General features: G+C 57.5%; 19 protein-coding genes and 1 pseudogene. 8 read left to right on the top strand and 12 right to left on the bottom strand.

All coding sequences use genetic code 11. The features are described from left to right. Positions 1–1,307 precede the first annotated feature (1,307 nt). Together QCE73_RS37070 and QCE73_RS37065 are read right to left on the bottom strand one after the other, a co-directional pair. Positions 1,308–1,811 carry a hypothetical protein gene (locus QCE73_RS37070; RefSeq protein WP_309885810.1) on the bottom strand — a complete coding sequence of 168 codons (504 nt, stop codon included), beginning with the start codon at positions 1,809–1,811 and terminating at the stop codon, positions 1,308–1,310. 116 nt (positions 1,812–1,927) lie between these two features. Beyond that, a pseudogene (locus QCE73_RS37065) lies at positions 1,928–2,062 on the bottom strand (DNA-binding protein); the annotation flags it as partial. 1,775 nt (positions 2,063–3,837) lie between these two features. Here QCE73_RS37065 and QCE73_RS37060 point away from each other — a divergent pair. Together QCE73_RS37060 and QCE73_RS37055 are read left to right on the top strand one after the other, a co-directional pair. After that, positions 3,838–4,170 carry a hypothetical protein gene (locus QCE73_RS37060; protein WP_309885809.1) on the top strand — a complete coding sequence of 111 codons (333 nt, stop codon included), beginning with the start codon at positions 3,838–3,840 and terminating at the stop codon, positions 4,168–4,170. Positions 4,171–4,688: 518 nt separating this feature from the next. Further along, positions 4,689–5,471 (top strand): MotA/TolQ/ExbB proton channel family protein, encoded by a 783-nt coding sequence (locus tag QCE73_RS37055; protein WP_309885808.1) that lies wholly within the window; start codon positions 4,689–4,691, stop codon positions 5,469–5,471. A 234-nt stretch (positions 5,472–5,705) separates the two neighbouring features. Here QCE73_RS37055 and QCE73_RS37050 read toward each other — a convergent pair whose 3' ends face one another. The 3 genes from QCE73_RS37050 to QCE73_RS37040 all read right to left on the bottom strand — a co-directional run bounded on the left by QCE73_RS37050 (position 5,706) and on the right by QCE73_RS37040 (position 8,008). Continuing rightward, complete coding sequence (locus tag QCE73_RS37050; RefSeq protein ID WP_309885807.1) at positions 5,706–6,128, bottom strand: HU family DNA-binding protein; 423 nt, start codon at positions 6,126–6,128, stop codon at positions 5,706–5,708. A 290-nt stretch (positions 6,129–6,418) separates the two neighbouring features. Then, complete coding sequence (locus QCE73_RS37045; RefSeq protein WP_309885806.1) at positions 6,419–6,763, bottom strand: hypothetical protein; 345 nt, start codon at positions 6,761–6,763, stop codon at positions 6,419–6,421. Between the two features lie 741 nt (positions 6,764–7,504). Then, complete coding sequence (locus tag QCE73_RS37040) at positions 7,505–8,008, bottom strand: hypothetical protein (protein ID WP_309885805.1); 504 nt, start codon at positions 8,006–8,008, stop codon at positions 7,505–7,507. A 425-nt stretch (positions 8,009–8,433) separates the two neighbouring features. On the opposite strand from QCE73_RS37040, the gene QCE73_RS37035 reads away from it, so the two are divergent. After that, on the top strand, positions 8,434–8,625 hold the full coding sequence (locus QCE73_RS37035) for a hypothetical protein (RefSeq protein ID WP_035505908.1): 192 nt from the start codon (positions 8,434–8,436) through the stop codon (positions 8,623–8,625). 172 nt (positions 8,626–8,797) lie between these two features. Here the strand turns inward: QCE73_RS37035 and QCE73_RS37030 are convergent, their stop codons facing one another. The 4 genes from QCE73_RS37030 to QCE73_RS37015 all read right to left on the bottom strand — a co-directional run bounded on the left by QCE73_RS37030 (position 8,798) and on the right by QCE73_RS37015 (position 10,853). Beyond that, positions 8,798–9,070, bottom strand: a complete 273-nt coding sequence (locus QCE73_RS37030; protein ID WP_062253099.1) for a hypothetical protein — start codon at positions 9,068–9,070, stop codon at positions 8,798–8,800. A 214-nt stretch (positions 9,071–9,284) separates the two neighbouring features. After that, positions 9,285–10,244, bottom strand: coding sequence for an SOS response-associated peptidase family protein (locus QCE73_RS37025; RefSeq protein WP_309885804.1), 960 nt, complete (start codon positions 10,242–10,244; stop codon positions 9,285–9,287). 37 nt (positions 10,245–10,281) lie between these two features. Then, positions 10,282–10,647 carry a hypothetical protein gene (locus tag QCE73_RS37020; protein ID WP_404989870.1) on the bottom strand — a complete coding sequence of 122 codons (366 nt, stop codon included), beginning with the start codon at positions 10,645–10,647 and terminating at the stop codon, positions 10,282–10,284. After that, a complete protein-coding gene (locus QCE73_RS37015; RefSeq protein WP_309885803.1) occupies positions 10,635–10,853 on the bottom strand; it encodes a type II toxin-antitoxin system PrlF family antitoxin in 219 nt (72 codons plus the stop codon). Before QCE73_RS37015 ends, QCE73_RS37020 begins: the two co-directional genes overlap by 13 nt. Before the next feature lie 153 nt (positions 10,854–11,006). Between QCE73_RS37015 and imuA the strand changes: the two genes are divergently transcribed. The 4 genes from imuA to QCE73_RS36995 all read left to right on the top strand — a co-directional run bounded on the left by imuA (position 11,007) and on the right by QCE73_RS36995 (position 16,794). Further along, positions 11,007–11,720 carry a translesion DNA synthesis-associated protein ImuA gene (gene imuA, locus QCE73_RS37010; protein WP_309885802.1) on the top strand — a complete coding sequence of 238 codons (714 nt, stop codon included), beginning with the start codon at positions 11,007–11,009 and terminating at the stop codon, positions 11,718–11,720. After that, positions 11,644–13,107, top strand: coding sequence for a DNA polymerase Y family protein (locus QCE73_RS37005; protein WP_309885801.1), 1,464 nt, complete (start codon positions 11,644–11,646; stop codon positions 13,105–13,107). The genes imuA and QCE73_RS37005 overlap by 77 nt, the downstream gene beginning before the upstream one ends. Before the next feature lie 12 nt (positions 13,108–13,119). Next, complete coding sequence (locus QCE73_RS37000) at positions 13,120–16,269, top strand: error-prone DNA polymerase (RefSeq protein WP_309885800.1); 3,150 nt, start codon at positions 13,120–13,122, stop codon at positions 16,267–16,269. A gap of 267 nt (positions 16,270–16,536) precedes the next feature. Next, a complete protein-coding gene (locus QCE73_RS36995) occupies positions 16,537–16,794 on the top strand; it encodes a hypothetical protein (protein WP_309885799.1) in 258 nt (85 codons plus the stop codon). Between the two features lie 394 nt (positions 16,795–17,188). On the opposite strand, the gene QCE73_RS36990 is transcribed toward QCE73_RS36995, so the two are convergent. Both QCE73_RS36990 and QCE73_RS36985 read right to left on the bottom strand, forming a co-directional pair. Further along, positions 17,189–17,659: a GNAT family N-acetyltransferase gene (locus QCE73_RS36990; protein ID WP_309885798.1), complete on the bottom strand. Its 471-nt coding sequence runs from the start codon at positions 17,657–17,659 to the stop codon at positions 17,189–17,191. 620 nt (positions 17,660–18,279) lie between these two features. Next, positions 18,280–18,612: a hypothetical protein gene (locus QCE73_RS36985; protein WP_309885797.1), complete on the bottom strand. Its 333-nt coding sequence runs from the start codon at positions 18,610–18,612 to the stop codon at positions 18,280–18,282. Between the two features lie 299 nt (positions 18,613–18,911). Between QCE73_RS36985 and QCE73_RS36980 the strand changes: the two genes are divergently transcribed. Continuing rightward, a complete protein-coding gene (locus QCE73_RS36980; protein WP_309885796.1) occupies positions 18,912–19,121 on the top strand; it encodes a dodecin in 210 nt (69 codons plus the stop codon). Between the two features lie 39 nt (positions 19,122–19,160). Here the strand turns inward: QCE73_RS36980 and ligD are convergent, their stop codons facing one another. After that, positions 19,161–21,680 carry a DNA ligase D gene (gene ligD / locus QCE73_RS36975; RefSeq protein ID WP_309885795.1) on the bottom strand — a complete coding sequence of 840 codons (2,520 nt, stop codon included), beginning with the start codon at positions 21,678–21,680 and terminating at the stop codon, positions 19,161–19,163. Positions 21,681–21,780: the final 100 nt, after the last annotated feature.

Below are 21,780 nucleotides of genomic sequence, written 5' to 3'. Positions count from 1 at the left end.
AAAGAAGCGGGTCAGTCGCGCTAGCTCCGATAGAACCTGCCGCCGTCGGCGCGTTGGCACGGTGTGCTCCTCACGGTCGTATCGTGAGTGGCTCAGGATGCTGCCGCTGGAGGGGATAGCTGGTTTCCGAGATAAACGACTTCTCAAAGTTCCTCGAGATTGGCGCGCACACGTTGATGTCCGGATACCCTCGGTCCGCAGACCCATGGACCGTCGTTGCGTTGGCTTCGCCTGCGACATAAAGGACAACGTCGCCACCTAGCCTGACGGCCGTGGATGGCCTCGGTGCGTAGAGGACGGGCGAGTAAATTATCGGCGGACCACTGCAGTCAGAGGAAGGGTAGATAATGAGATTTGCAGCGGACCATTGATATTGAGTCGAGGAATACTCCGTCCCATTACCGACGCCGCGGCGTTCGATACCTGCAAAACTAACGGCGCCGTTTATTGTCAAAAAAACGCCTTCTTGATATTGGTAGCTCGCAAGTCGACCGACGTACTTACCCTGTGCGTCATAGACCCTTGGTGGCCCTCCTCGGTCGTCGCGGTCTCTTCCGGTATGGCGGTCTGCGTCGCCGGCGTAGGTCGACACAGCACCAAAAAGTAGCGCCAACACCAGTAGGTAACGCATCATTTGCTCCTTGACGTTCCAGAGGGGCACCAGATGGCGAAGACCGCGCGGAATCCGGCTTCTCGTGCAGGAGCGCGGCACCAACAACCGACAGGAAGAAGCGGTCCCGACAATGAAACGAAGGACCTGCCCTCAGGAAGACTTCGTCAAAGGATAGTCACCCTGGATAGCGAATTCAAGAATATAGTTAGGTAACCTGAATCAGTGAATTCAGTGCTTGAATAAATATGAGGTCTTGCAAGAAGTCACGCGCGAGCGTTGCGCGTCGCTTGAGACGACAACGCGGAAATCGAAATGCGTTCGTTTAGGAAGGTTTGTGGGCGCTGCGCCCGCACTGTCCCGAGATTCAATATCGACTTACGCCGGGATAATCTACCCGCCGCTGACGACCTGCGGATGATGGCATTGAACTACTCGGGTAGCGTTGCAATTCATTCGCTCATTCTCTCAGTCACTCGCAGGTTGAGCGTACTCCGACACTGGTGGAACGCCTCTTAATTCGGTCCGATACGTCCTGAACTATCGGCTGGGCCAATGCAGGCAGTGCGCCCGCCTGCAAATCGTACTGGGACTCGCCACGACAATTGCAGGACGGTCAAGCTCGCATCATCCCTCACGGTGCTGTCGGCGCGACGCACGTGCACCGTCAGTCGAGCCCCCACGACGTCACAAACCTTCAGTGCGGCTGATGCGCAAAGGGATTGATTAGGCGCACCTTGTCTGCGTTCGGCACTCGCTCCAGGAACTGCACCTTGTTCCAAACTGCCGTCAATGCTTCCAATTCGCGGACGACGTTTGATTCCAGTGCTTGCAAGCCAGCATCGCCCTGAAAATTCGATTTGAACGCATGGAGGAGACGGTGCTGAAGGAGGCGGGTTACGTTCTCGATTCGCTCTTGCGTGTTCGATTCGGTGAACATCACCGAATGCGGTGAAAACGGGTCGTAGTAAATCCGGTTGGGATAATCGCTGTTCACCGCGACCTTCGGCTCGTCACTGATGAGCAGCGAGCCAAGCAGCTGGACCGAGCCTTTCATGCCCTTGGGCGTTTTGAAAACCCACACCCGTTTGGGAAGCCGCTCCTTGAGTTCAAGAATTTTCGTGTTGTTGGAACCAAAGTAGCCAACCTGGCCGTTCTTCAGGTCCTGCTCGAGTTTTTGCCAGTAAAAGAAGATATCCATTCGCCTGCCCGCGCATGCCTCGTTGTCTGCGTCGCTCCTCGCGCGCCAACGTCATCTTACCAAGCCAATGTGAAGAAGCCCGCCGAAGCGGGCTTCTTGTCAACTAGGAATGGGCGTTAGGCCGCCGCGTCCTTCAACTTCTTCAGCGCACGCACTTTCAGCTTGACCGTCGCAGGCTTGGCATCAAACCAACGCTCCTGGCCCGTAAACGGGTCCTTGCCGAAGCGACGCTTCTTCGCTTCCACTTTCTGCACGTCGTAAGCTGTCGGCTAGCGTAGCAACGGTTCTGAGGGTAGCAACAAGGGAACCCCTTAAAATAAGGCTTTTTTGGAGCTATCGGTGAATTCGCAACGTAAGCGTGAGGATAGTCTTGCGCCCAACACTTTGCGAGCATTTCAGGCGCGCCTAAGATGCGCATCATGGTCGCTTCGTGGCCGCGCCCGGCGTCTTCGAATTGCTGCGACCGAGCCGGTGTGTCGTCTCCGACGCACCTCGACGGTCTTCGCGTCCAGGTATGTCATCGACTGATGCTTCCGAAATTTTCGGCGCGCATTCGAGTCGGTCTAGCGCACATTGCAGTCGTGCGTGCCTCTGGTCGTGAGCACCGAACTGGCGTGGGACGACCCTGGCGTCCGTCGCGACGCCTGCCATCAGAAGTTGAAGAAGCCGACGGTGATGTAGCCCGAAACTTGGTCGCGGCAGGACGGCCGGCAAAGTCCGTCGATAATCTCATTCAGGAGCCCGTGTAGGGAAGCCGTTTATACCGGTGCCCCGAAATAGAGGACGGCCTATTCTTCCGTCCTGGTGGTTCATCAACAGTCACGCCCGGTCTAGCGCGCGACACTCGCTCTTGCTTCGCCTTCCCGAGCAGCGACTCAGTCGAGCTGTTGGTTACGCACGTGTGGGTCGAATCGCAGATTGGTCGGCCCTGGACAGAACGACGACGCGTTCGGACACCTGTGTTACGTCACCGTACCCAGTATCCCTTTGCGCAGGAAGACCTGGGTAGCGCACCAAATACTCCCGGCCAGCATACGGCCCGCTGTCATACGTCCACGCGTCCCGCGGGATGACGACCTCGCGAATCTCATCGGCTTCATCGCTGTCTGCATAGACCCTGCCGACCAGCACTTTGCCCTGCGGGCCCTGCGTGTTTCGCTGTCTAGGAGGCGAAGTGGCTGCTCCAGCGGCGCCGCCCAGCTAGCTTTAATTGACCCGCCGAAAGCACGAATTTTCTCTCTCAGCCCTCCGGGCGCTTGGCTTGCGAGCAACACCTTTCTCGTAAGCGACCGCTTCCTCCGAGATTGACATCACTTCCTGCAGTGGTCCAAGAGGCACCGATATGCGTTCGGTGAGCTGTTGTCCGGGTCTGGACTATCCTCAAGTTTGGAGCAGTGCTGCCGTTATCGGATTCGAGCGAAATCATAGCCGAGGCGGTCGGTTAGACCCACGCTTTGACGGCGTGAACGGGGCTTCCCGCCAAAAAACTCAATCCCGGGGGCCGGTGCATCAGAAATTGGACTTCTGAATGGGGCCGGCGCCGAACTCGCAAAAGCGCCGCCAATGTCGACAGTGAGCGCGCTGTGGTTGACGAGATAGCCCGGCTTGGCGCCTCGCAAGCGCATGAGTTGGCGGTGGGAGCCGCGGAAACACGAACCGCCCCAATCGGCCAAGGCAGAGTGCACCGAAGCTCACAGAAAGGTTTTGGCTCGCACCATATTTGTAAACGCGCCTCCGAGCCCGGTCAGAGTGCCTGTCGCTGACCGGACTATGGTTGCCGCCGTCGCTCGCAACGCCTCGCCGTCATGGTGCGAAAGTGAATCGTAATAAATGTGACCACTGAACGCAGGACAAGCGGTAGTCGCACTTGCTCAATTTTTCTTCGTTCGTGTCGTTATTGCAATCGACGAGGTTACCGAATGGGAAGAAAATCTGCGGCTGGTCGCGCCCGGACGTCCACCGGACGTCGCGCGAGTACGTAACTTAGGGTCTGAATATGTCGATACTTCCTTTTCACGAGACAGCCTTGGGACGAGCAGTTTTTAGTATCGCCCATACGCTGGAACAGATTCGTTCCCTCGCCGCGGAGCCATCCTCTTCTCGATATGTGGAGCAGGTCAGTCAACTGAGTGAGAGCGGTCTCATGTCAGTGCAAGTGTTGCTCGACTGCATTCGCGAGCGAGAGCGTGCGGTAGAAACGACGAGTCTTGAGCTGCGGCGTGCGTTGGAACAAGTCCTCTCGATTCAAGACCAGGCTCTGTCATATCAGGAGCAAGCTCTCGCCATTCAGCACGACGCGAAAGCCTTGTTAGAACGGTTATCCGACCATGTACACCCAGGCGAGAACGTCATCTATTGAATGTGAATTCAGGTCCGAGGTGCGGACCAGAAGGTGAAAGACTTGGCAGGAGAAACCCAGCATAGGTTGTGACCGACGTATTGCGCCACTGAACACGCGTGGCTTCGTGGCAGCGCCGAATGATGAATGCCCTGGTATAGGTCGATTGTTGGATTGTTGGTCTTCCATCGGTCGAGTCAAAACCAAGTCGGGCGATGCCAAATTTTCGGAGTCTTTGTCATCCAACTCACATATCGACGCGCCCCGGACGGTCACCGATATTGCAATGTCGCACGCAATACAACTACCATACAAAAAAGCGAGATAGCTATCGGGGAAGCTAAATGAGAGAACGTAAAGACACGCCCATAAGCTTCCGAGCCTCTGCGCGCTTTAAGGCCGCGCTTACGCTCGCCGCAGCACACGAGAATCGAAGCCAGGCCAACCTACTTGAGACGCTCATATTCGAGTTCTGCCGTCAAAAGGGTATCGAGGTGCCCGCAGAACCGACTCAACAACAAAACTAAAGACCACACACCATGTACCAGACCTTCGTTCATGCGCCGGTCATTGCGAAGCTGTGCGCGCTCGCCATCCTTGTGCTTTTCGCCTACTTCGTCTGCTGGTTTATTCCGAGAGCCGTTCTGCGCGGTATTGCGCTCAAACGTATCATTGCCGGATTGGTGCAACTCGAAGCCGGGGCGGACCCTGCGCCGCTTTTCGAAAAGCATAAGGACCTCGCGCACCTGTGGAGCGAGTACGACGAGACGCTCTTTAAGCAGGAGCGGTTCGATTCAGAACAGCGCGACTACGTCTTCGATAGAAAGCGCTCAACGGTCCCGGCTGAGATGTTCTTTAACACCCAATCGACCGTGGACTCTTATGTCGGAGCTGAATTTTTCAAACATGTTCCCGGCATCCTTACGGGCATCGGGATTATCGGAACGTTCTTTGGCATCCTGCACGGTCTGGACGCGTTCAACGTGAGCGCAGACGCTGCACAAGTCCGCGATAGCTTAAAAGGGCTGCTCGGCTCCGTCTCCGAAGCGTTTGCTGTCTCCGCCGGCGCAATTGCCTGCGCGATGATTATCACGCTGCTGGAAAAATGGCTGCTAGCCAGCCTCTATAAGAAGAGCGAGGAGCTCGCAATTGAAATCGACAAGCTCTACAAGGCGGGTGCCGGCGAGGAGACCCTCGTGGAGTCTTCGAACGAAGGTGGCGATGCAATCATCGTCAGCGGCGCACTCATCGACTCCAGTTCGGGTCTTGACGTGCCTGTTGCCCACGGCAATCAGGAGCCCCTGAACGGCTTGAGCAACTGACACAGACATATCCGCTTGGCGCGCCTCTCTGGGCCAACGGGAGGCGCGTAAAGTTTGGAGACTCGTCATGAAGGAGACGCAGTGAGTCCGCCCTAAGCGAACGTGTCGTTTTCCGAATTGAGTTTAGGCCGTCTCATTCAGTCGACGGCGGCTGGAGGATGAGAGGACACCCGCCGCCAAGACTACGAAAAAGCCCGCACGAAGCGGGCTTCTTGTCAACATGAGGACCGGACCTTAGGCGGCAACGTCCTTCAGCTTCTTGAGAGCACGTACCTTCAGTTTCACCGTCGCCGGCTTGGCATCAAACCAACGCTCCTGGCCCGTAAACGGGTCCTTGCCGAAGCGACGCTTCTTTGCTTCCACTTTCTGAACGTTGATTTTTAGCAGGCCCGACAGTGTGAACTCGCCGAGTCCCTTCTTGTGCACAGAACCCAGAATCGTGTCTTCGAGCGCTGCCAGCACGGCCTTCACTTTCTTCGGCTCGACGCCTGCTTGTTCTGCGACGTACGTGGTCAGCGACGCCTTAGTGAACTGGTCCTTCACCGGCTTGAGCGTTGCGCCGGCCGCCGCTGCCTTCTTCGCCGGTGCTACGGCCTTCTTCGCTGCAGTCTTGGCTGCAGCTTTCTTGACTGCAGGTTTCGCGGTCTTTGTTGCCATGTGCATCCTCGTCGTCGTAGATTGAGAGATGCTTAAGACGAAGCACCCCGCAGCGTCGAGCGCTCGGCACATGCACCGTCGTAAGCTGTCGGCTAGCGTAGCAACGGTTTATCCGGTGCGCAATCGGAAAAACGCTTGAAACATGGGCTTTTTCTGCGTTTATCTCTCGAACACAACGCCAAAACGTGACGCCGAGAAGCAGAGGAGGGTGCGCGACGCAGTTCGACAGGTTTTCGGACCCGCAAAGGCCGCATTGATTGGCATCAGCGTCGGACAGGCTCGACCTTGAATCAGCGCTCGTCGAGTAAGAGCCATTTGACCGCATCAACACAGTAGTCTTGCGGCCATGCATATGCGAGTGCTTCTATTGTTCGAATGACCCGGTCCATCGGTAGTTCCTCATTGCAGGCAAATCCACTGCAAACGGCTTCCACGACGCTTTGAGCGCAAGCCAACCGGTCCAATGAGCGACGGAGCAATTCAAGCATCCCATCTCGTAGGTTCAATTCTCGTGCGACAACCTCGATGTCGGTCATCGCGTCGGTCAGAAGAAGGTCGAGAAGCTGGCCAACCATCGCGGTGGATGCGCATGGTTGCTGGCGAGTCGGTTTGATGTGGTTTTCGGATTGGCTCATGCACCCGTGTAGCCATGCCGTTTATCCACTGTGTCTTCCGGTCGCGCGCACGGATGTGTTCGCTGACGCGAAGGGCAATCGGCCAACGTGGCCGTATGCGCATCTCGAAGGATTTCGCACGAACGCGCGCGGGATGCAATGACGGGCCTACGCATTCGTCCCTATGCAGCTAACCACTTCGAGAAAATGCCGCCAGTGTGGCGTAGCATCTACGAAACGGTGCCGCTCGACGCCTGTGCGCGATTTTGAAGGCAGAACGGATGGAACCAGTTGAACGAAGGGCGGCGGAGGCCGCAGCGATTGCACGTGTCGCGGCAGCCGCACGCGAGGTGCAGTCTGCTTCAGGCGCATTGGAGCAGCATTTCCGCGACGCGGAAGGAGGGCCGGCACCGACCTTGATGTTGGCAAGGTTGGCAGCGGCGATGTCTGAGTTGCAGTCAGCACGCGAAGAGTTCGACGCGCTGCTTGTGGCGAAAGGGTCGTCGGGTGGCGCCTAGAGCGACGATTGGATGCGCGAGCAGCGTGTGCTCTGAGCGTGACGTCAAATGCAACGACAGGCGTCTTCGTCTCGCATCTCGGCACGCTCCGCTCTTTGAAATGCACCGTTTCAACGCGTGGCTTGAGAACGCCAGGTGCGAAGCTCTATATTGTCCGCGCGTTCTTGGGTTTTTTGCATGGAGCGCGCCCTCTCTTGTCCCGCCGTTCGCGGCGGGGATTTTTATCAATAGAGCGTGTCCGCGTTCAACGTGACGATTGCGCGAAGGGGTTGATAGGCTGAACCTTCGTCCCGTCTTTCACCCGCTCGAGCACCTGAACCTTTGCCCAGTCCGCCGTCATTGCTTCCAACTCGCGGACGACATTTGATTCCAGTGCCTGCAGCCCTGCGTCACCTTGAAAATTCGATTTGAATGCGTGGAGGAGACGATGTTGAAGGAGGCGGGTTACGCCCTCAACTCGTCCGGGCGCATCCGAGTCAGCAAACAGAACCGACTCAGGTGAGAACGGGTCGTAGTAAATCAAGTTCGGATACTCGGTGTTCACTGCAACTTTGGGCTCGTCACTGACTAGCAATGAGCCGAGCAGTTGGACAGAGCCCTTCATGCCCTTTGGCGTTTTGAAAACCCATAGGCGCATGGGCAAACGCTCCTTGAGTTCAGCAATCTTGGCGCTGTTGGAGCCGAAGTAGCCGAGCTGGCCGCTCTTCAAGTCCTGCTCGAACTTCTGCCAATAGAAAAAGATGTCCATTTCTCGCCTATATGCCCTTTGTCGGTTGTAATGATGTGCGACGACGTAATGGTACCAACAGCGTGCTGCGAGCCCGACGAGGAGATTTCAGATTCGTCACGCATACCCGAGAGTAGCGTGCAGACCGTGCCCAGCGACTCGCTGGGTTGGGCGGCTCTCACTTTCTGACAGACACGGCCGGAATGTTTCAACGTGACCAACAGAAGCTTTGTCGTGTGTCGCAATCAATCACACACGTCGCCGCCGCGACTCGACATCCTAGAAAGGAGAAATCCAGAATTGTTCCATGTAAACATAAAGTTAGGCCCTCGGTAGTGTCGGAGCTGCGCTTGGCACAGAACGTGGATATGGTTAAGCGAGCGAAAATTCGAACCGCTCAATCAAAATCCGTCCCTTGCCCCACACTACTTTTAGGGTGAATCGAAATGAGCACACTGACTATTGTTGACCTGCATCACGAGGAAGAACTGTCTCGTACTGAGATGGCCCGCGTTGTCGGTGGGCATGATGTGGAAAAAGAAAAAGCGCTCGTTGAACTCTACGGCGTTATCAACTCGATGAACACTTTGGAGAACACGCCCGACCCGGCTCCCGGTCACGTGTCGATGAAACTGTAACTATCGAGCCTTGAGAAGGCATGGGCCTATTTCTTCGAGGAAATGCGTCCCGCGTGGCGTAGCGTCTGCACCGCTACGTCACGTGGCGCTTGCACGCGAAGTTGCACGGCGAAGGCATGAACCCGGGGAAAAACATGAAACCGGCAAATTTAAGAACCGATGGCCTTTGTGGCTAGTCCTCAAACGGGTTGCTAGCGTCTTTCGTTTCGGTACTGAGGTTGTACTCCGCGCGCGCAGCTTTGAGCACGCGCTCGATGTCACGCTCGAAGCCGACTGCGTTCCCGAAGTTGGTCATGTTCCAGTTGCAGCCTGTTTTATCCGGCTCTTGCAACAGGGGCCGCGGCACACGAATCTTCACTCCATCCTCGACGACTTCTTGCAGTCGATGAATTCGACGGTCGACCTCTTGCTGAAGCCGCGAAGCATTAAGCGTCTTGCGTATCACCCGAGTCTCCTGTCGAGAATCTAAGCCAGTCTAGCGCATTGGGGGTGTTCGGCGACCCAGGGTCGATTTGCGGCTTGCCTTCAGAAATCGCTCGATTAGTGGGTCAGGGAGCATCGCCAAATCAAAGCGCGGGCATTACGGTGTCGAGGCAGCCAATGGCTCGACCTCGATGCGCTGGCACCGATACCAACACCTTCGTTCGCCCGATGCGTGGTTACGCTGCAAGCCGGTGCTCATAGTACGGCCTGTCTCTATCATCAAGAATCGCATACATTGCCTTCAAATCCGAAGCTTCTGGGTTCAACCACGCTTCGATATTTTCAGGTTTGATTGGGACGATGCATCTGTCGTGGCCCGCAGCTTCAACTTCGGCCGGCGGTTCGTCGGTGATTGCGGCGAACGATAGCAGGTCGGGTTGCCCTGGCGCGGTCCATCTCGACCATAGGCAAGCAACGTGCATCAGTTGGCCGTTGTTCGGACGAAACTCGAGGACGACATTCTCGTCTTTCTCATGAGTCTCCAGCAACGTGCCTTCCATCTTTGCTTTGCTGACGTTCTCGTAGAAGACATCAACAAGTATCACGCCATGCGTGTAGCCGAAACACGGCTTCCAGAATCCTTCGAGGTTGTCGCGTCGTGCGTTGTAGGTGCCTGGATACTTCACGTCGTAGTTCGCCGGTTTGCCGGCAATTCGGCACTGGTAACGCATCGGCTTGACCACGTACTTGCCGTTCTCCATGACAAGCACAGGTGCGTAGGTTCCAGGAAAAATCCGTGAGTCGCGCGGCTTGGCATCGGTCCGGCTGATGTCCTCAAGGCGGCGCAGCGAAGCTTCGATTTTGTCAATCGCGATGCGTTTACTCTCGGAGGCGGCCTTCGTCACCTTCGACTGCAACGTGCGCTCGGCATATGCGAGGCGGGTTCGCTGCTTAAAGACCTCTTGCTCGAGCTTCGTCGTCTGTTCGGCGTTGAACCGGTCGATAGACGCTTTTATCTGTCGCTCTGCATCAGTCTGCGGTTCGCGAAAACTGTCGTCGACAGCCTTCGGAATCTTCGCTTTGCTGCCCTCGGCTCGTTCGAAGTAAAGGCGCGCAAATTCCTCGATGTCCATGTGTGCACCGAAAGTCTTCACGTACTTGCGATAGTCCGCCTGGATTTGGGCCGAGTAGCACATGCGTGGTCTTCCTTAGTCGATTCGCTGGCTGGCCAGCTCAGAGCGATTCCTTGCACAGCTTCATCATCTTCTGGACCACCGTGCTCGCGCGGTTGAGCGTCATTTCGCCGGTGAACAGTGCCGGCACATTGCACTGCCGAACCGCGATGCCGGCGTCCTGCAACTCGCGCTTCGCAATTTTCAGCGCAAGCTGCCCGAGGAGCACTCGGTCGAGCCAAACCATCGCTACGGCGTTTCGCGCGAGCCAGATTCGGCAGCTTTCGACAAGATGGTCGATTCGCCACTCGTACGTCAGTGTGTGCGACGCGGCGACGGTTGCAACCAGGAAGCAGAGAAGGTCGGCGCGCGCGCCTGGAAGTTCATCAATGTCGAGTCTGTCCATTTTCAATGTCAGCTGCGCCAAGGGTCCATGTCGTCAATATCAACGCTCTTACTGACCTTGACCGACCCGGCTAATTCCCTAATCGACAGGGTTTTCGCTCTGACGAGCACCTCACCGTCGGGCGTGACGTGCCAGCGTAAGCGCGTACCTGGCTTGGTGTTGAGCACCTTTCTGACTTGAGCAGGGACGGTTGTTCGGCCCCTGGATGAAATTGTGGATTCAGCCATAACACCGCTCCAAATCTTGCATCTCCGAGGGATAAGCACTGGCATTGGCGGTCAGCATAACCCCTGGCGCGTCCAGTGACGACCTAAAAGGGGCAATTCACTGCTTCGGATTTTGAGTTACGATACTGTATAAATATACAGTATTATCGCGAAATGGCTGCCTTGCCCCAACACATCGAGTCGATTCATCCGAGCCTCTGGCGCGGGTCTCAGCTCGCCCGTGCGTACGGCAAGACGGTCGACACGGGATATGCGGCCCTGAGCGCCGAGCTGCCCGGCGGCGGCTGGCCACTGGGAGCGTTGGTGGAGTTGCTCGTCCAGCAGCCAGGGATAGGCGAGATGCGGTTGTTGAGGCCGGCGCTCTCCGAATTGAGCGCCCGACCGGTGGTGCTTTTGCAGCCTCCGCACGTTCCTAACGCGTTGGCGTTCTCGTTTCTCGGGCTGCCAATGAACAGGCTGATGAGACTGCGAGCGCCGAAGACTGCGGACGCGCTCTGGTGCGCCGAGCGCGTGCTTCAGGCAAAGACCTGCGGCGCCCTCGTGTTCTGGCAGCAGCACATCCGGGCTGAGGCACTGAGACGGCTTCACCTTGCGGCGCAGGCAACGGAAACCTTGCTGGTGCTAATCCGACCACTGGCCAGCGCCCAAGACGCATCGCCGGCGACGCTCCGGCTGGGAGTCAGGCCCGCTGACGGCGGCCTCGTCGTCGATGTTGTAAAGCGACGAGGCCCGATACGAAGCGAAACATTGTCCGTCACCCTGCAACCGTCACCGATTCTGCTCAGCCCTTATGGCCGTGTTCGTCGCCATCTTCCTGCCCCGGCTTTCGGTGGAGGTGTTCCGTCCGCGGTGGTCACCGCCGACTGAGCACGGGTGCGTCGTGCTGGAGCGCGACAAGGTGATTGTGATGGACTCAGTAGCGCGAGAAGCTGGGGTGGTCCCAGGAATGAAGCAAGGCGGAGTGACAACGCTTTCGCCTGACGCGGCGGTCTACGACAGAAGTGTAGAACGCGAGCGGGAGATGCAGCGCGAAGTCGCTCTCGGCTTATTGCGCTTCTCGCCGCAGGTTGCCGTTTGCGACGAAGAAACCATCGTAGTCGACGTGACGGCGAGCCTGCGTCTGTTTGGCGGCATCCGCAGTATCTGTTCGCAGCTACGAAACGTCGTCAAGTCGATAGGCGTGACGGCCCGCACGAGCGTCGCGCCGACAGGGCAAGGCGCATGGCTGCTGGCCAAGCGTGGCCGATGCCGCGTCCTCAAGATGCGCTCGCTCGAGCGAAATCTCGATGCGCTTCCGTTCATGGTCGTGCAAGAGGTTCGCGCCTACGCGGATTGGTTTCAAGGTCTCGGTTGCCGAGCTTTGAGTGACATCCGGCGCCTTCCGCGCGCAGGGCTAAAAAAGAGGTGCGGTGTGGACTTGCTTGATTCTCTCGACCGCGCCTACGGTCTTTCGCCAGAGCTGTATCAGTGGCTTGAGGTTCCGCCAACCTTCAGCGCCCGAGCCGAACTGCCGGACCGTGTCGAACACGCCGAAGCCGTGCTTTTCTCCGCGCGACGGCTCATCGTGCAGCTTTGTGGCTGGTTGAGCGCGCAGCAACTCGCGCTGACACACGCCACTGTATCCCTCGAGCACGAACGCGGCCGACAAGCCGTTGAGCCCACCACTCTTGAAATCGCTCTTGCTGAGCCGACCTGGCATGAAGAGCATCTCGTGCGCTTGCTCAAGGAGCGGCTCGGACGCACTGAACTGCCGGCTGCTGTGCTTGCGGTTCGACTGACGGCCTCCAAAGTAGAGCCGGCCGAGCCGCCGAGCGACTCGCTGTTTCCTGACCCAGGCGGGTCTTCCGAAGACCACAACCGCCTCATCGAACTCCTCGTTGCGAGACTCGGTGCCGAGAACGTGTTGCGGCCGGCGCCGACCTCCGACCACCGGCCGGAACACGCAAATCGTTGGGTGCCGGTTCAGGATGAGGCGAAGCCGACCATACCGCCGGTAGGACTGCCGCGTCCAACCTGGTTGCTCGACGAGCCCGTTCGCCTCATGGTGAAGAACCATCGGCCGTTCTATGGTTCGCCGCTTAAACTCGTTTCAACTGGCGAGCGCATTGAAGCAGGTTGGCATGACCGCGAACTGGTTACCCGCGACTATTACGTCGCCGAAGCGGCCGACAAGAGCTGCTACTGGATTTATCGCGAACGGCCGAGCGTGACGTCGGAAGAAGTGCGCTGGTTCCTCCACGGTCTGTTTGGGTAAGCAGGTGTCGTCGTGGACTTCCCCTCGTTGGCGTTGCCGGATTACGCGGAGCTATTCGCGTTCACCAACTTCTCTTTCCTCCGCGGCGCCTCCCATGGCGAGGAACTGGTGTTGCGTGCGTCGCAACTCGGTTACTCGGGTCTTGCCGTCACCGATGAGTGTTCGCTGGCCGGCGTAGTCCGCGCTCATGTCCAGGCGAAGGAGGAAAAGCTTCCGCTCATCATCGGGTCATTCTTTCAGCTTGTGAACGCGGACAAGAGTCCAGCGTTTGGACTCATCCTGCTTGCCCAGAATCGCAACGGCTACGGCAATCTTTCCGAGCTCATCACGTTAGGGCGCATGCGCGCAGCCAAGGGCGAGTACCTTCTGACGCCGCATGACATCTCAAGGCCCGAGAGAGAACATGCGCACTTGAGAGGCATGCCGGACTGCCTCGCTATCCTGGTGCCCGACTTCCCTGCAAAAGAAGACGCGCTCGCTGTGCAACTCGAGTGGATGACCGACGTTTTTTCTGAACGTGCCTGGGTAGGGCTCACGCTGCATCAACGCGCAATGGACGACATTCATCGCGGTGCCGTGGAGTTCGTGGCGGACCAGTACCGAGTACCCGTTGTAGCGACAGGAAACGTCGTCATGCACGTGCGTTCAAGGAAGCCACTGCAGGATACGATGACGGCGATTCGAATCGGAAAGCCCGTCGCAGATTGTGGCTACGACCTCGCGCCGAACGCGGAAGGACATCTTCGGTCGCGACTGCGTCTTGCAAATCTGTATCCGCCGCACACGCTCTCGGAGACGCTCAACATTCTTGAGCGATGCAACTTCTCTCTGGACGAACTTCGATACGAGTATCCGGATGAACTCGTGCCGGATGGGTTCACTCACGAAGCGTATCTGAGGCAGGAGACCTACATCGGGGCCCATCGCCGGTTTCCTGGCGGCATTCCTCATGCTGTTCAAGAGCAAATCGAGCATGAGTTACAGCTTATTCGCGAGCTTCAGTACGAGGCCTACTTCCTCACGGTCTACGACATCGTCCGCTTCGCTCGTAGTCAGCACATCCTCTGTCAGGGCCGCGGGTCAGCTGCGAATAGCGCTGTTTGTTATTGCCTCGGCGTAACCGAAGTCGACCCGTCGCGCGGCAATATGCTGTTCGAGCGATTCATCTCGAAGGAGCGTGGTGAACCGCCGGACATCGACGTGGATTTCGAGCATCAACGGCGTGAGGAGGTCATTCAATACATCTACCGGAAGTATGGGCGCGACCGAGCCGCGATTGCGGCGGCGGTTTCGACGTATCGTCCGCGCGGCGCGCTTCGCGAAACCGGCAAAGCGCTCGGCATCGACCCACAAATCGTCGACAAGGTTGCAAAGTCGCATCAGTGGTTCGACCATTCGCAGGACCTTCTTCGACGATTCGCGGAGTCAGGCCTGGACCCCGAAAACCCGCTCATCGGATTGTGGGCGACGTTGGCAGCGCAAATCCTCAACTTTCCGCGCCATCTGTCGCAGCACTCCGGCGGCTTCGTCATCAGTCGCGGAAAACTCACGCGTCTTGTACCCGTCGAGAATGCGGCGATGGCGGACAGGTCGGCGATTCAATGGGACAAGGATGACCTGGAGGCGCTCGGTCTTCTGAAGATTGACGTGCTCGCGCTGGGTATGCTGTCGGCGATTCGCCGCACCCTTGACATCATCTCAGAGCAACGCGGCGAACGCTTCGAGATGCAGGACATTCCGGCAGAGGACAAGGCAACGTACGACATGATTTCGCGCGCCGATACGGTGGGCGTCTTCCAGATTGAGTCACGCGCACAGATGAGCATGCTCCCTCGCATGAAACCGCGAGAGTTCTACGACCTGGTCATTGAAGTGGCCATCGTGCGACCGGGCCCGATTCAGGGCGGTGCAGTGCATCCCTATCTGCGACGCCGGCAAGGAATCGAACCGGTCACATATCCAAGCGAAGCGTTGAAGGTCGCCCTCGGTCGAACACTCGGCGTGCCCATCTTTCAAGAGCAGGTCATGCAAGTCGCCATCCTGGCCGCTGGCTTCACGCCCGGCGAAGCGGACCAGCTCCGCCGAGCCATGGCAGCATGGAAACGCAAGGGTGGCCTCGACCGCTACTACGACCGCATCGTCAACGGCATGATGGAGCGAGGGTATGAACGTGATTTTGCTGAGTCAATCTTTCAGCAGATTCATGGCTTCGGCGAGTATGGCTTCCCTGAGAGTCATGCTGCATCCTTCGCGTTGCTCGTCTACGCGAGCAGCTGGCTGAAATGCCACGAGCCGGAGGCATTCCTCGCCGCGATGCTGAATAGCATGCCGCTTGGGTTTTACTCGGCTTCGCAGCTCATCCAGGATGCGCAACGACACGGCGTAAAGGTCCTTCCAGCAGACGTCACAATCTGCGGCTGGGATTCGGTTCTCGAGTGCCATGATGCTCGAGCGAAGCCAGCAGTTAGACTCGGTCTGTCTCTGCTAAAGGGAATGAAGGATGGCGCCGCCGAGCGCATCGAAGCCGCAAGAGCAGTTCAGGTGTTCTCAAGCGTCAGTGATTTGGCAAAACGCGCTCAGCTGGACAGGAAAGACCTCGAGGTTCTTGCGGCCGCGAATGCACTTTCATCACTGGCTGGCAATCGCCGCGAAGCGCTCTGGCAGTCGGTCGCCGCTGTGCCAGACCGCGACCTTCTCCTCGATGCGCGGGTAGATGATGGAACGCCCGCGCTCGGCGCACCGTCCGAAGCGGAAGACATCATTGCTGACTTCAACTCAATGAGTCTCACGCTCGGCCGTCACCCGCTTTCGCTCTTGCGGCCAACTCTTCTTGAACAACGTCTCATGCCTGCGTCAACGCTTATGACTTATCCGAATGGCCGGCTCGCTCGCGGATGCGGACTCGTTACTGTGCGTCAACGGCCAGGTACGGCAAAGGGCGTTATGTTCGTGACTATCGAAGACGAGACAGGAAACGTGAACGTAATCGTTTGGCCTTCTCTGCTCGAGAAGTTTCGGCGTGAAGCGCTCGGTGCGGCGCTACTTGCGGTGTACGGGACGTGGCAGTGCGAAGGCGAAGTACGACATCTCGTTGCGCAGAGACTCGTCGACATGTCTCACTTGCTCGGCGGGCTCACTACGGTGAGCCGCAATTTCTGCTGACACATACTGGCGTAATCAAGCGGTTTATGGCAACTGGACAACGCCCGACTGCGTGCAGCTGCGCCTCTTCCAAAATTTTTGAGCTGCCGAGCAAGATTGTGCTTGCAAGCTCCCGCGCGCCCTCTAAGTGCGCCGGCGCAATCGACAAAAGTCGGTCAAACTTGCTTTGTATATCTCCGACGTCACCTTGCTCCGGAAAAGTCATCAACTTTACCCTTTTGGCATGGGAAAATAGCCGACCGGTGGGATGGAGAAGGTGGGGTTAACATGTTGACGAATGAGGGCGCTGATGACGCCGAAATCATCATTCGACCTGCCGCAGGTGGGGTCTGGCGTGTAGAGGTTCCTCGTAAAGGCGGCGTCTTTGTCAAGGAAGCAAACGACCAGGACGAAGCGTTGTCGCTTGCACGGCAATTAAGCCCGAAGGCTCAAATTCGTCTCCTGCCTGCGGAAGAATCCTCAGAAACGCTGAATGATGAGTTGCCCCTCCCGAACAAGCGACGAGGAACTGATGATTTTGCGTAGAAGAACCGCATGAAAGGTTTTCTATGGCATCAGGCTCGCGTCATGCTGAATGTGGTTAGCTCTCGTTCTCGAAGGCTGACCATGAAAATAACTATTACAGCCCACACTGCCGCGGAGAGTGGGGACAAAGAGTCGCACTGTTTCCACTTTCTCGTAGAGGACGACGGTACCGAGGCTCGAACGGACTCCATCACTCTGCGCACTGCTCGCGTGTTCGTCCGCGAACTAGCCAACCACACGGGGCTGGACGCGATGATGCGGAAAATTGTCGCCACATCAGAGAGTGAATACGGAACCCTGATTGGCGCTTGCTTCGAAGGCCGTTAGCCGACCCTTGCTGGTTCGATTGGTCGAGGACCTGTGCCTGAAACTGCTGCACGGGAAGCTAGCGTGGCTACACCACGTTTTTCCCGAGAAAAAGGCGCTGCTCCGGGTCGAGGTCCGCGCTGGTGGAAATAGCCGGCTCGAATCCCGTGCGCCAGAAGAACCGCTTCCCCGACCGGTTCGTTCTCGACATTTCGACCATGAGAGTATGGTAGCCGGCTTCTGCGGCATTCGACTCCAATCCCGCCAACACAGCTCTTCCGATGCCAGCGTTTGGCATTCGACTATATATGCAGACGAGCTCAGCGACACCGAAATCGAGCCGCCTGTATGCCCCACAACCAATAGCCTCACCCTTCACGGTTCGAGCAATAAGAAAACGCCCTCGGGCGGAGCTTATTTCACTTTGCGAGAAGCGTGACTTTGCGCTGGCGCCCGAATAGAGGGCTTGCATTGCTGCCATTTCGTCGAGTAGCACACGGCCGTCGTAGGACCATATGCCTTCTCGTTGAACGAGCACAGTGAGGGAAGCAGATGTCATACGAATGTCCAGTGGCGGTTGTTCCCGTCAAACAGCAAGAAGAGAGCCACAGACACCTGTCAGCAGGAGAATTTCAGGTTTCTCTTGTTCGGACGGCGCCTGACGTGACTCCGAGTGCGAGTCGAACTGGGCCGGACAACGCCTCTTTCGGCCGGTCGAATTCAATGCGGTAACCATGCGAGCACAATGGCCGAATCCAAGCATTTGCTTTTAGACTTTTCGGTCAAATACACCGGTCGTGGTCGGAAAGTATGGAAATGATTTTTAAACTCGTATGGGCGAGGTTTTGCGTGCAACAATGAACACACGGAGCCGGCATCCAGGTCAAGAGCGTAGAAATCGTGCGAACACTTAGGGCGCGCACGACGTTGCAAGTCATTCGCACTTGCGATATCGGCGGCTGCGCATCGAATCTCCTCGCAATGCCGGGAGCATCGGTTGCTGTCTTTAGCCCGAGACCTATCGCGTTGAAACGTGCCCGGCGACTACAGTCTTCCGCACTTACTTCCTTCTTGTAAGCGCGGCAAGTTCGGTGAGCAGCGACAGGAGCTCTGGCGCTTTTTCCGAGGCAGATGCACTACGGGCCCGGGTCGCGAAAGAAAATCCGTCCTTCCTTCCGATTAGGCCAAATTACTGGCAGACCCGTCAAACATCGCGACGGCGTTTGGCGCTTTCGAGGGCGCACGATGGCCATAAAAAATCAGCAAGCCTTCCCATGCGTCGTTGTCCGCAAAGAAAGCAGTGGCGTCTGGAGCATCGCGTTGCCTCACGCCGAACGGCCGGGCGACCAATTCATCACATTCGCGAAGGATGAGGAAGAGGCCGTCTGGCTCGCGGCCCGGCTGCGCCAAGGAATGGAAGTACAAATCGTCGATTAAGACGCGTTCGCCTCGGCAGGACGTTTGCATGCTGCTCGTCGTGGCGCGCTTGCGCCTTCTTTTGTCGCTCGACATCACGGCATCTGCTACGGCAAACTCGAGGCACCTGGCGGTGCCGCGACCGCTTTTATAGGAACGTCAGGGGCCACTCTGCATGAATCCGAATCCAACCCCCGCAGCAAAGGTACGGTAGTTGCTGTCAAGCGCTCATCATCTACGCGAGGAGCGACCGCGGCCGGCGACACTGCATACAAACCAGGCGAGCACGTGAAAGTACCTCCGAGCACACGCGCCGAAGCGCGAGAGCCCGGATTCACGTCGATTTCACCACCAACCATCAACTATTGAAGACAGATATTGTCTTGGGAGTTCGTATGTCTGACCATATTTACAAACTGCTCGAAATCACCGGCTCTTCACCCGAGTCATCCGATAAAGCAGTCGAGGTTGCGCTTGAGAAAGCATCGGTGACCGTGAAGAACATTGAGTGGTTTCAGGTGACGGAAACGCGAGGTCATGTGGAAGGTGGCAGGATTGCGCATTGGCAGGTAACCCTGAAAGCAGGGTTTCGCGTGGACAACTGACGTGCCGTCGTAGGTACGAAGCGACCAGCTGAAACAAGTCTACGGCAGTCGCTTCATCGCTTGGGTCAGCGACTGTTTTGTCGACCAGTATTCGGCCCATGGGTCGCTAGATTGGAAGCTCAGATACTCGCGCGCCGTTTGCACGGTCCACTGAGCGCCGTTCTTGAGGTCAGCAAGTTGTTCCCAAGCAACTGGCATCGAGACGCCCATGCCTGGTCGAGCGCGAGCAGAGAAGGCAGCAGCAGTTGTCTGCCCCTTCCCGTTGCGCAAGTAGTCGACATAGATTCTTCCAAGCCGATTCGACGGTCCAGAAATCGCAGAGAAGCGTTCGGGAATCGTCTTCGCGAGATGCGCAACGAATGTCTTTGAGAATGCCTTGACTGTCGCATAGTCCAACCGCGGAGCAAGCGGCACGACCACATGTAGGCCCTTACCGCCGCTTGTCTTCAACCACGCTTGCAAGCCCAACTCCGATAGCAGCAAGCGGACAAGTTGAGCGGCTTCCTGGACGTGACTCCATTTAACGCCTTCGCCCGGGTCGAGGTCGAAGATGACCCGGTCGGGCGCATCGAGGCGCCGGACTACCGAGTTCCATGTATGAAATTCGACGGTATTCATCTGCGCGGCGGACAGCAGCGCGTCGACGGTGTCGACCGTCAGCAACGGTGGATGATTTGGCCACAATTCTCGGTCGTGCGCTTTAAGCCCGGGCATCGCGGTGCGTTCAGCGTGCTTCTGGAAGAACAGATGGCCGGCGACACCATCAGGCGCGCGCACGAGGGCAACGGGCCTGTCTTTCAGGTGGGGCAATATCCGCTCTGCGACGCTGGCGTAGAACCGGACAAGGTCGGCCTTCGTGACCGACGCTGATGCGTCAATTACGCGCTCAGGGTGCGTTATCTTCAGTTGAGGAAAAGGCTCAGAGGCCTGCGTCGTTCCGCCTTCTCGGACTACGCCACGAGCGTCCTTATCGAGACGCAAGCCTATGAACGACGCTTGACGAATCACTTCATCGGCGGTCCACTCAGTGAACTCGACCTCCGCGACTAGGATAGGCTTTACCCATCTCTCACTCCCCGCTGCGCGCTTTGACCATCGACCCGGTTTCTTGAGGGGCGTGTTGAAGGGTGTTGCGTCGACTTCGAGCGGCGTAAGTTGCTTCCAGAGGTTCCGCGCAGTCTTCGAATCCCAACCGGTTCCGACACTCCCTGCGTCATGAAGCTTGCTTCCCACGTAATAGCCGAGCAGCAAGCTACCGACCTCTCCGTCGTTGCCGCCACGCGCGGTCATGCCACAGATGACGAGTTCCTGTCTCAGCCGAGCTTTCGCTTTCAGCCAAGTTTGCGTACGCCCCGACTCATAGACTGCATTGCGCCGCTTGAGCATCAGTCCTTCCAAACCAAGGCCTGTCGCAGCTTCGAATATCTGCGCTGGCGGAGCGTCAAAGTCCTGGCTGTACAGCAGCCGCTCTCCTGTGTTTTCAACAAGAGGTTCAAGCAACGCACGCCTTGACCACAGCGGCACTTTGCGGAGGTCCTTGCCGTCAAGGAACATCACGTCGAAAAGGAAGTAGAGGATGTCCTTGTTCGATTGCCCATCAACCGCGTTCTGAAGCGCGGAGAAACTTGGAATCCCGTTTTTTAACACGACGATTTCGCCATCCAGCCATGCGCTGGATAGCTGGAGCGTTTTAAGCTCGGCAACGAGAAGCGGGAATCGAGTCGTCCAATCATGACCGTTGCGGGTAAGGAGCTTCACTCTCTTCTTTTCGACTCGCGCTAACAGGCGGTACCCATCGAGCTTGGACTCCACTATCCACTCGCCGCCTGCTGGCAGTGAGGGCGCGAGCGTCGCAAGTTGCGGTTCAAGCTTGGCCGGCAGTGACGCCGTCACCGCAGCTGAGAGGTCAATCTCCGGAGCTTCGGCGCGCGGACTTCGGGGAGTGCGCGGTTCGCGTTCTTCGACAGGTCCAAGGGGATTCGCGATGACACTGTCGGGGAGTGCCTTGATGACGTCGTATTCGGCGAGCGGACGCGACCACTCATCGCGTTTCTTGAACATCATCCACTGGTCGGCCTTGTCTCCAGGCTTTGATATCCGCACCAGCTCCCACAAGCCGGCGAGTTTTTCACCGTGCAGACGAAAAATCAATTTTCCTGCTTCCATACCCTTGTCAGCATCTCCGACCGGCTCCCACGTCCCACGGTCCCACACAATGACCGTGCCTGCGCCATATTGCTTGGGAGGGATGGTTCCCTCGAAGCTCGCGTAATCGATAGGGTGGTCTTCAACGTGCACCGCCATCTGCTTCTTCGCAGGGTCGAAGCACGGCCCTTTGGGAACAGCCCATGACAGCAGCACGCCGTTGTGTTCGAGCCGGAAGTCATAGTGGAGGCGACTGGCCCAATGCTTCTGCACAACAAAGCTGCTGCCCTGAGTCGGCGTTCTGTTTGCCACATACTCCTTCGATGCAGACGGCTCAGGTGTGGCGCCAAAGTCGCGCTTATCGCGATAGCGCTTGAGTGACGTCGCCGCTGCAGTTTTGCTGGATGAAACCATCGTAGACAGCGTCAAGCGGCACGGCCGGTCAGCGACAACTATTCTGGCCGGTCGACGGGTGTAATTGTCGCTGGCTAGTTCATAGTTGTCGCTTCTCCAT

Source organism: Caballeronia sp. LZ029, assembly GCF_031451275.1.
Taxonomy (GTDB): Bacteria; Pseudomonadota; Gammaproteobacteria; order Burkholderiales; family Burkholderiaceae; genus Caballeronia; species Caballeronia jiangsuensis.
The sequence above is the reverse complement of the archived record's forward strand: the minus strand, read 5'-3'. Positions and strand labels throughout refer to the sequence as shown.

Coding starts and splice junctions, on each gene's coding strand:
- QCE73_RS37070 (WP_309885810.1), bottom strand. CDS start 1,811: ATGGATATCTTCTTTTACTGGCAAAAACTCGAGCAGGACCTGAAGAAC.
- QCE73_RS37055 (WP_309885808.1), top strand. CDS start 4,689: ATGTACCAGACCTTCGTTCATGCGCCGGTCATTGCGAAGCTGTGCGCG.
- QCE73_RS37050 (WP_309885807.1), bottom strand. CDS start 6,128: ATGGCAACAAAGACCGCGAAACCTGCAGTCAAGAAAGCTGCAGCCAAG.
- QCE73_RS37045 (WP_309885806.1), bottom strand. CDS start 6,763: ATGAGCCAATCCGAAAACCACATCAAACCGACTCGCCAGCAACCATGC.
- QCE73_RS37040 (WP_309885805.1), bottom strand. CDS start 8,008: ATGGACATCTTTTTCTATTGGCAGAAGTTCGAGCAGGACTTGAAGAGC.
- QCE73_RS37035 (WP_035505908.1), top strand. CDS start 8,434: ATGAGCACACTGACTATTGTTGACCTGCATCACGAGGAAGAACTGTCT.
- QCE73_RS37025 (WP_309885804.1), bottom strand. CDS start 10,244: ATGTGCTACTCGGCCCAAATCCAGGCGGACTATCGCAAGTACGTGAAG.
- QCE73_RS37015 (WP_309885803.1), bottom strand. CDS start 10,853: ATGGCTGAATCCACAATTTCATCCAGGGGCCGAACAACCGTCCCTGCT.
- imuA (WP_309885802.1), top strand. CDS start 11,007: ATGGCTGCCTTGCCCCAACACATCGAGTCGATTCATCCGAGCCTCTGG.
- QCE73_RS37005 (WP_309885801.1), top strand. CDS start 11,644: ATGGCCGTGTTCGTCGCCATCTTCCTGCCCCGGCTTTCGGTGGAGGTG.
- QCE73_RS36995 (WP_309885799.1), top strand. CDS start 16,537: ATGTTGACGAATGAGGGCGCTGATGACGCCGAAATCATCATTCGACCT.
- QCE73_RS36990 (WP_309885798.1), bottom strand. CDS start 17,659: ATGACATCTGCTTCCCTCACTGTGCTCGTTCAACGAGAAGGCATATGG.
- QCE73_RS36985 (WP_309885797.1), bottom strand. CDS start 18,612: ATGTCGAGCGACAAAAGAAGGCGCAAGCGCGCCACGACGAGCAGCATG.
- QCE73_RS36980 (WP_309885796.1), top strand. CDS start 18,912: ATGTCTGACCATATTTACAAACTGCTCGAAATCACCGGCTCTTCACCC.
- ligD (WP_309885795.1), bottom strand. CDS start 21,680: ATGGTTTCATCCAGCAAAACTGCAGCGGCGACGTCACTCAAGCGCTAT.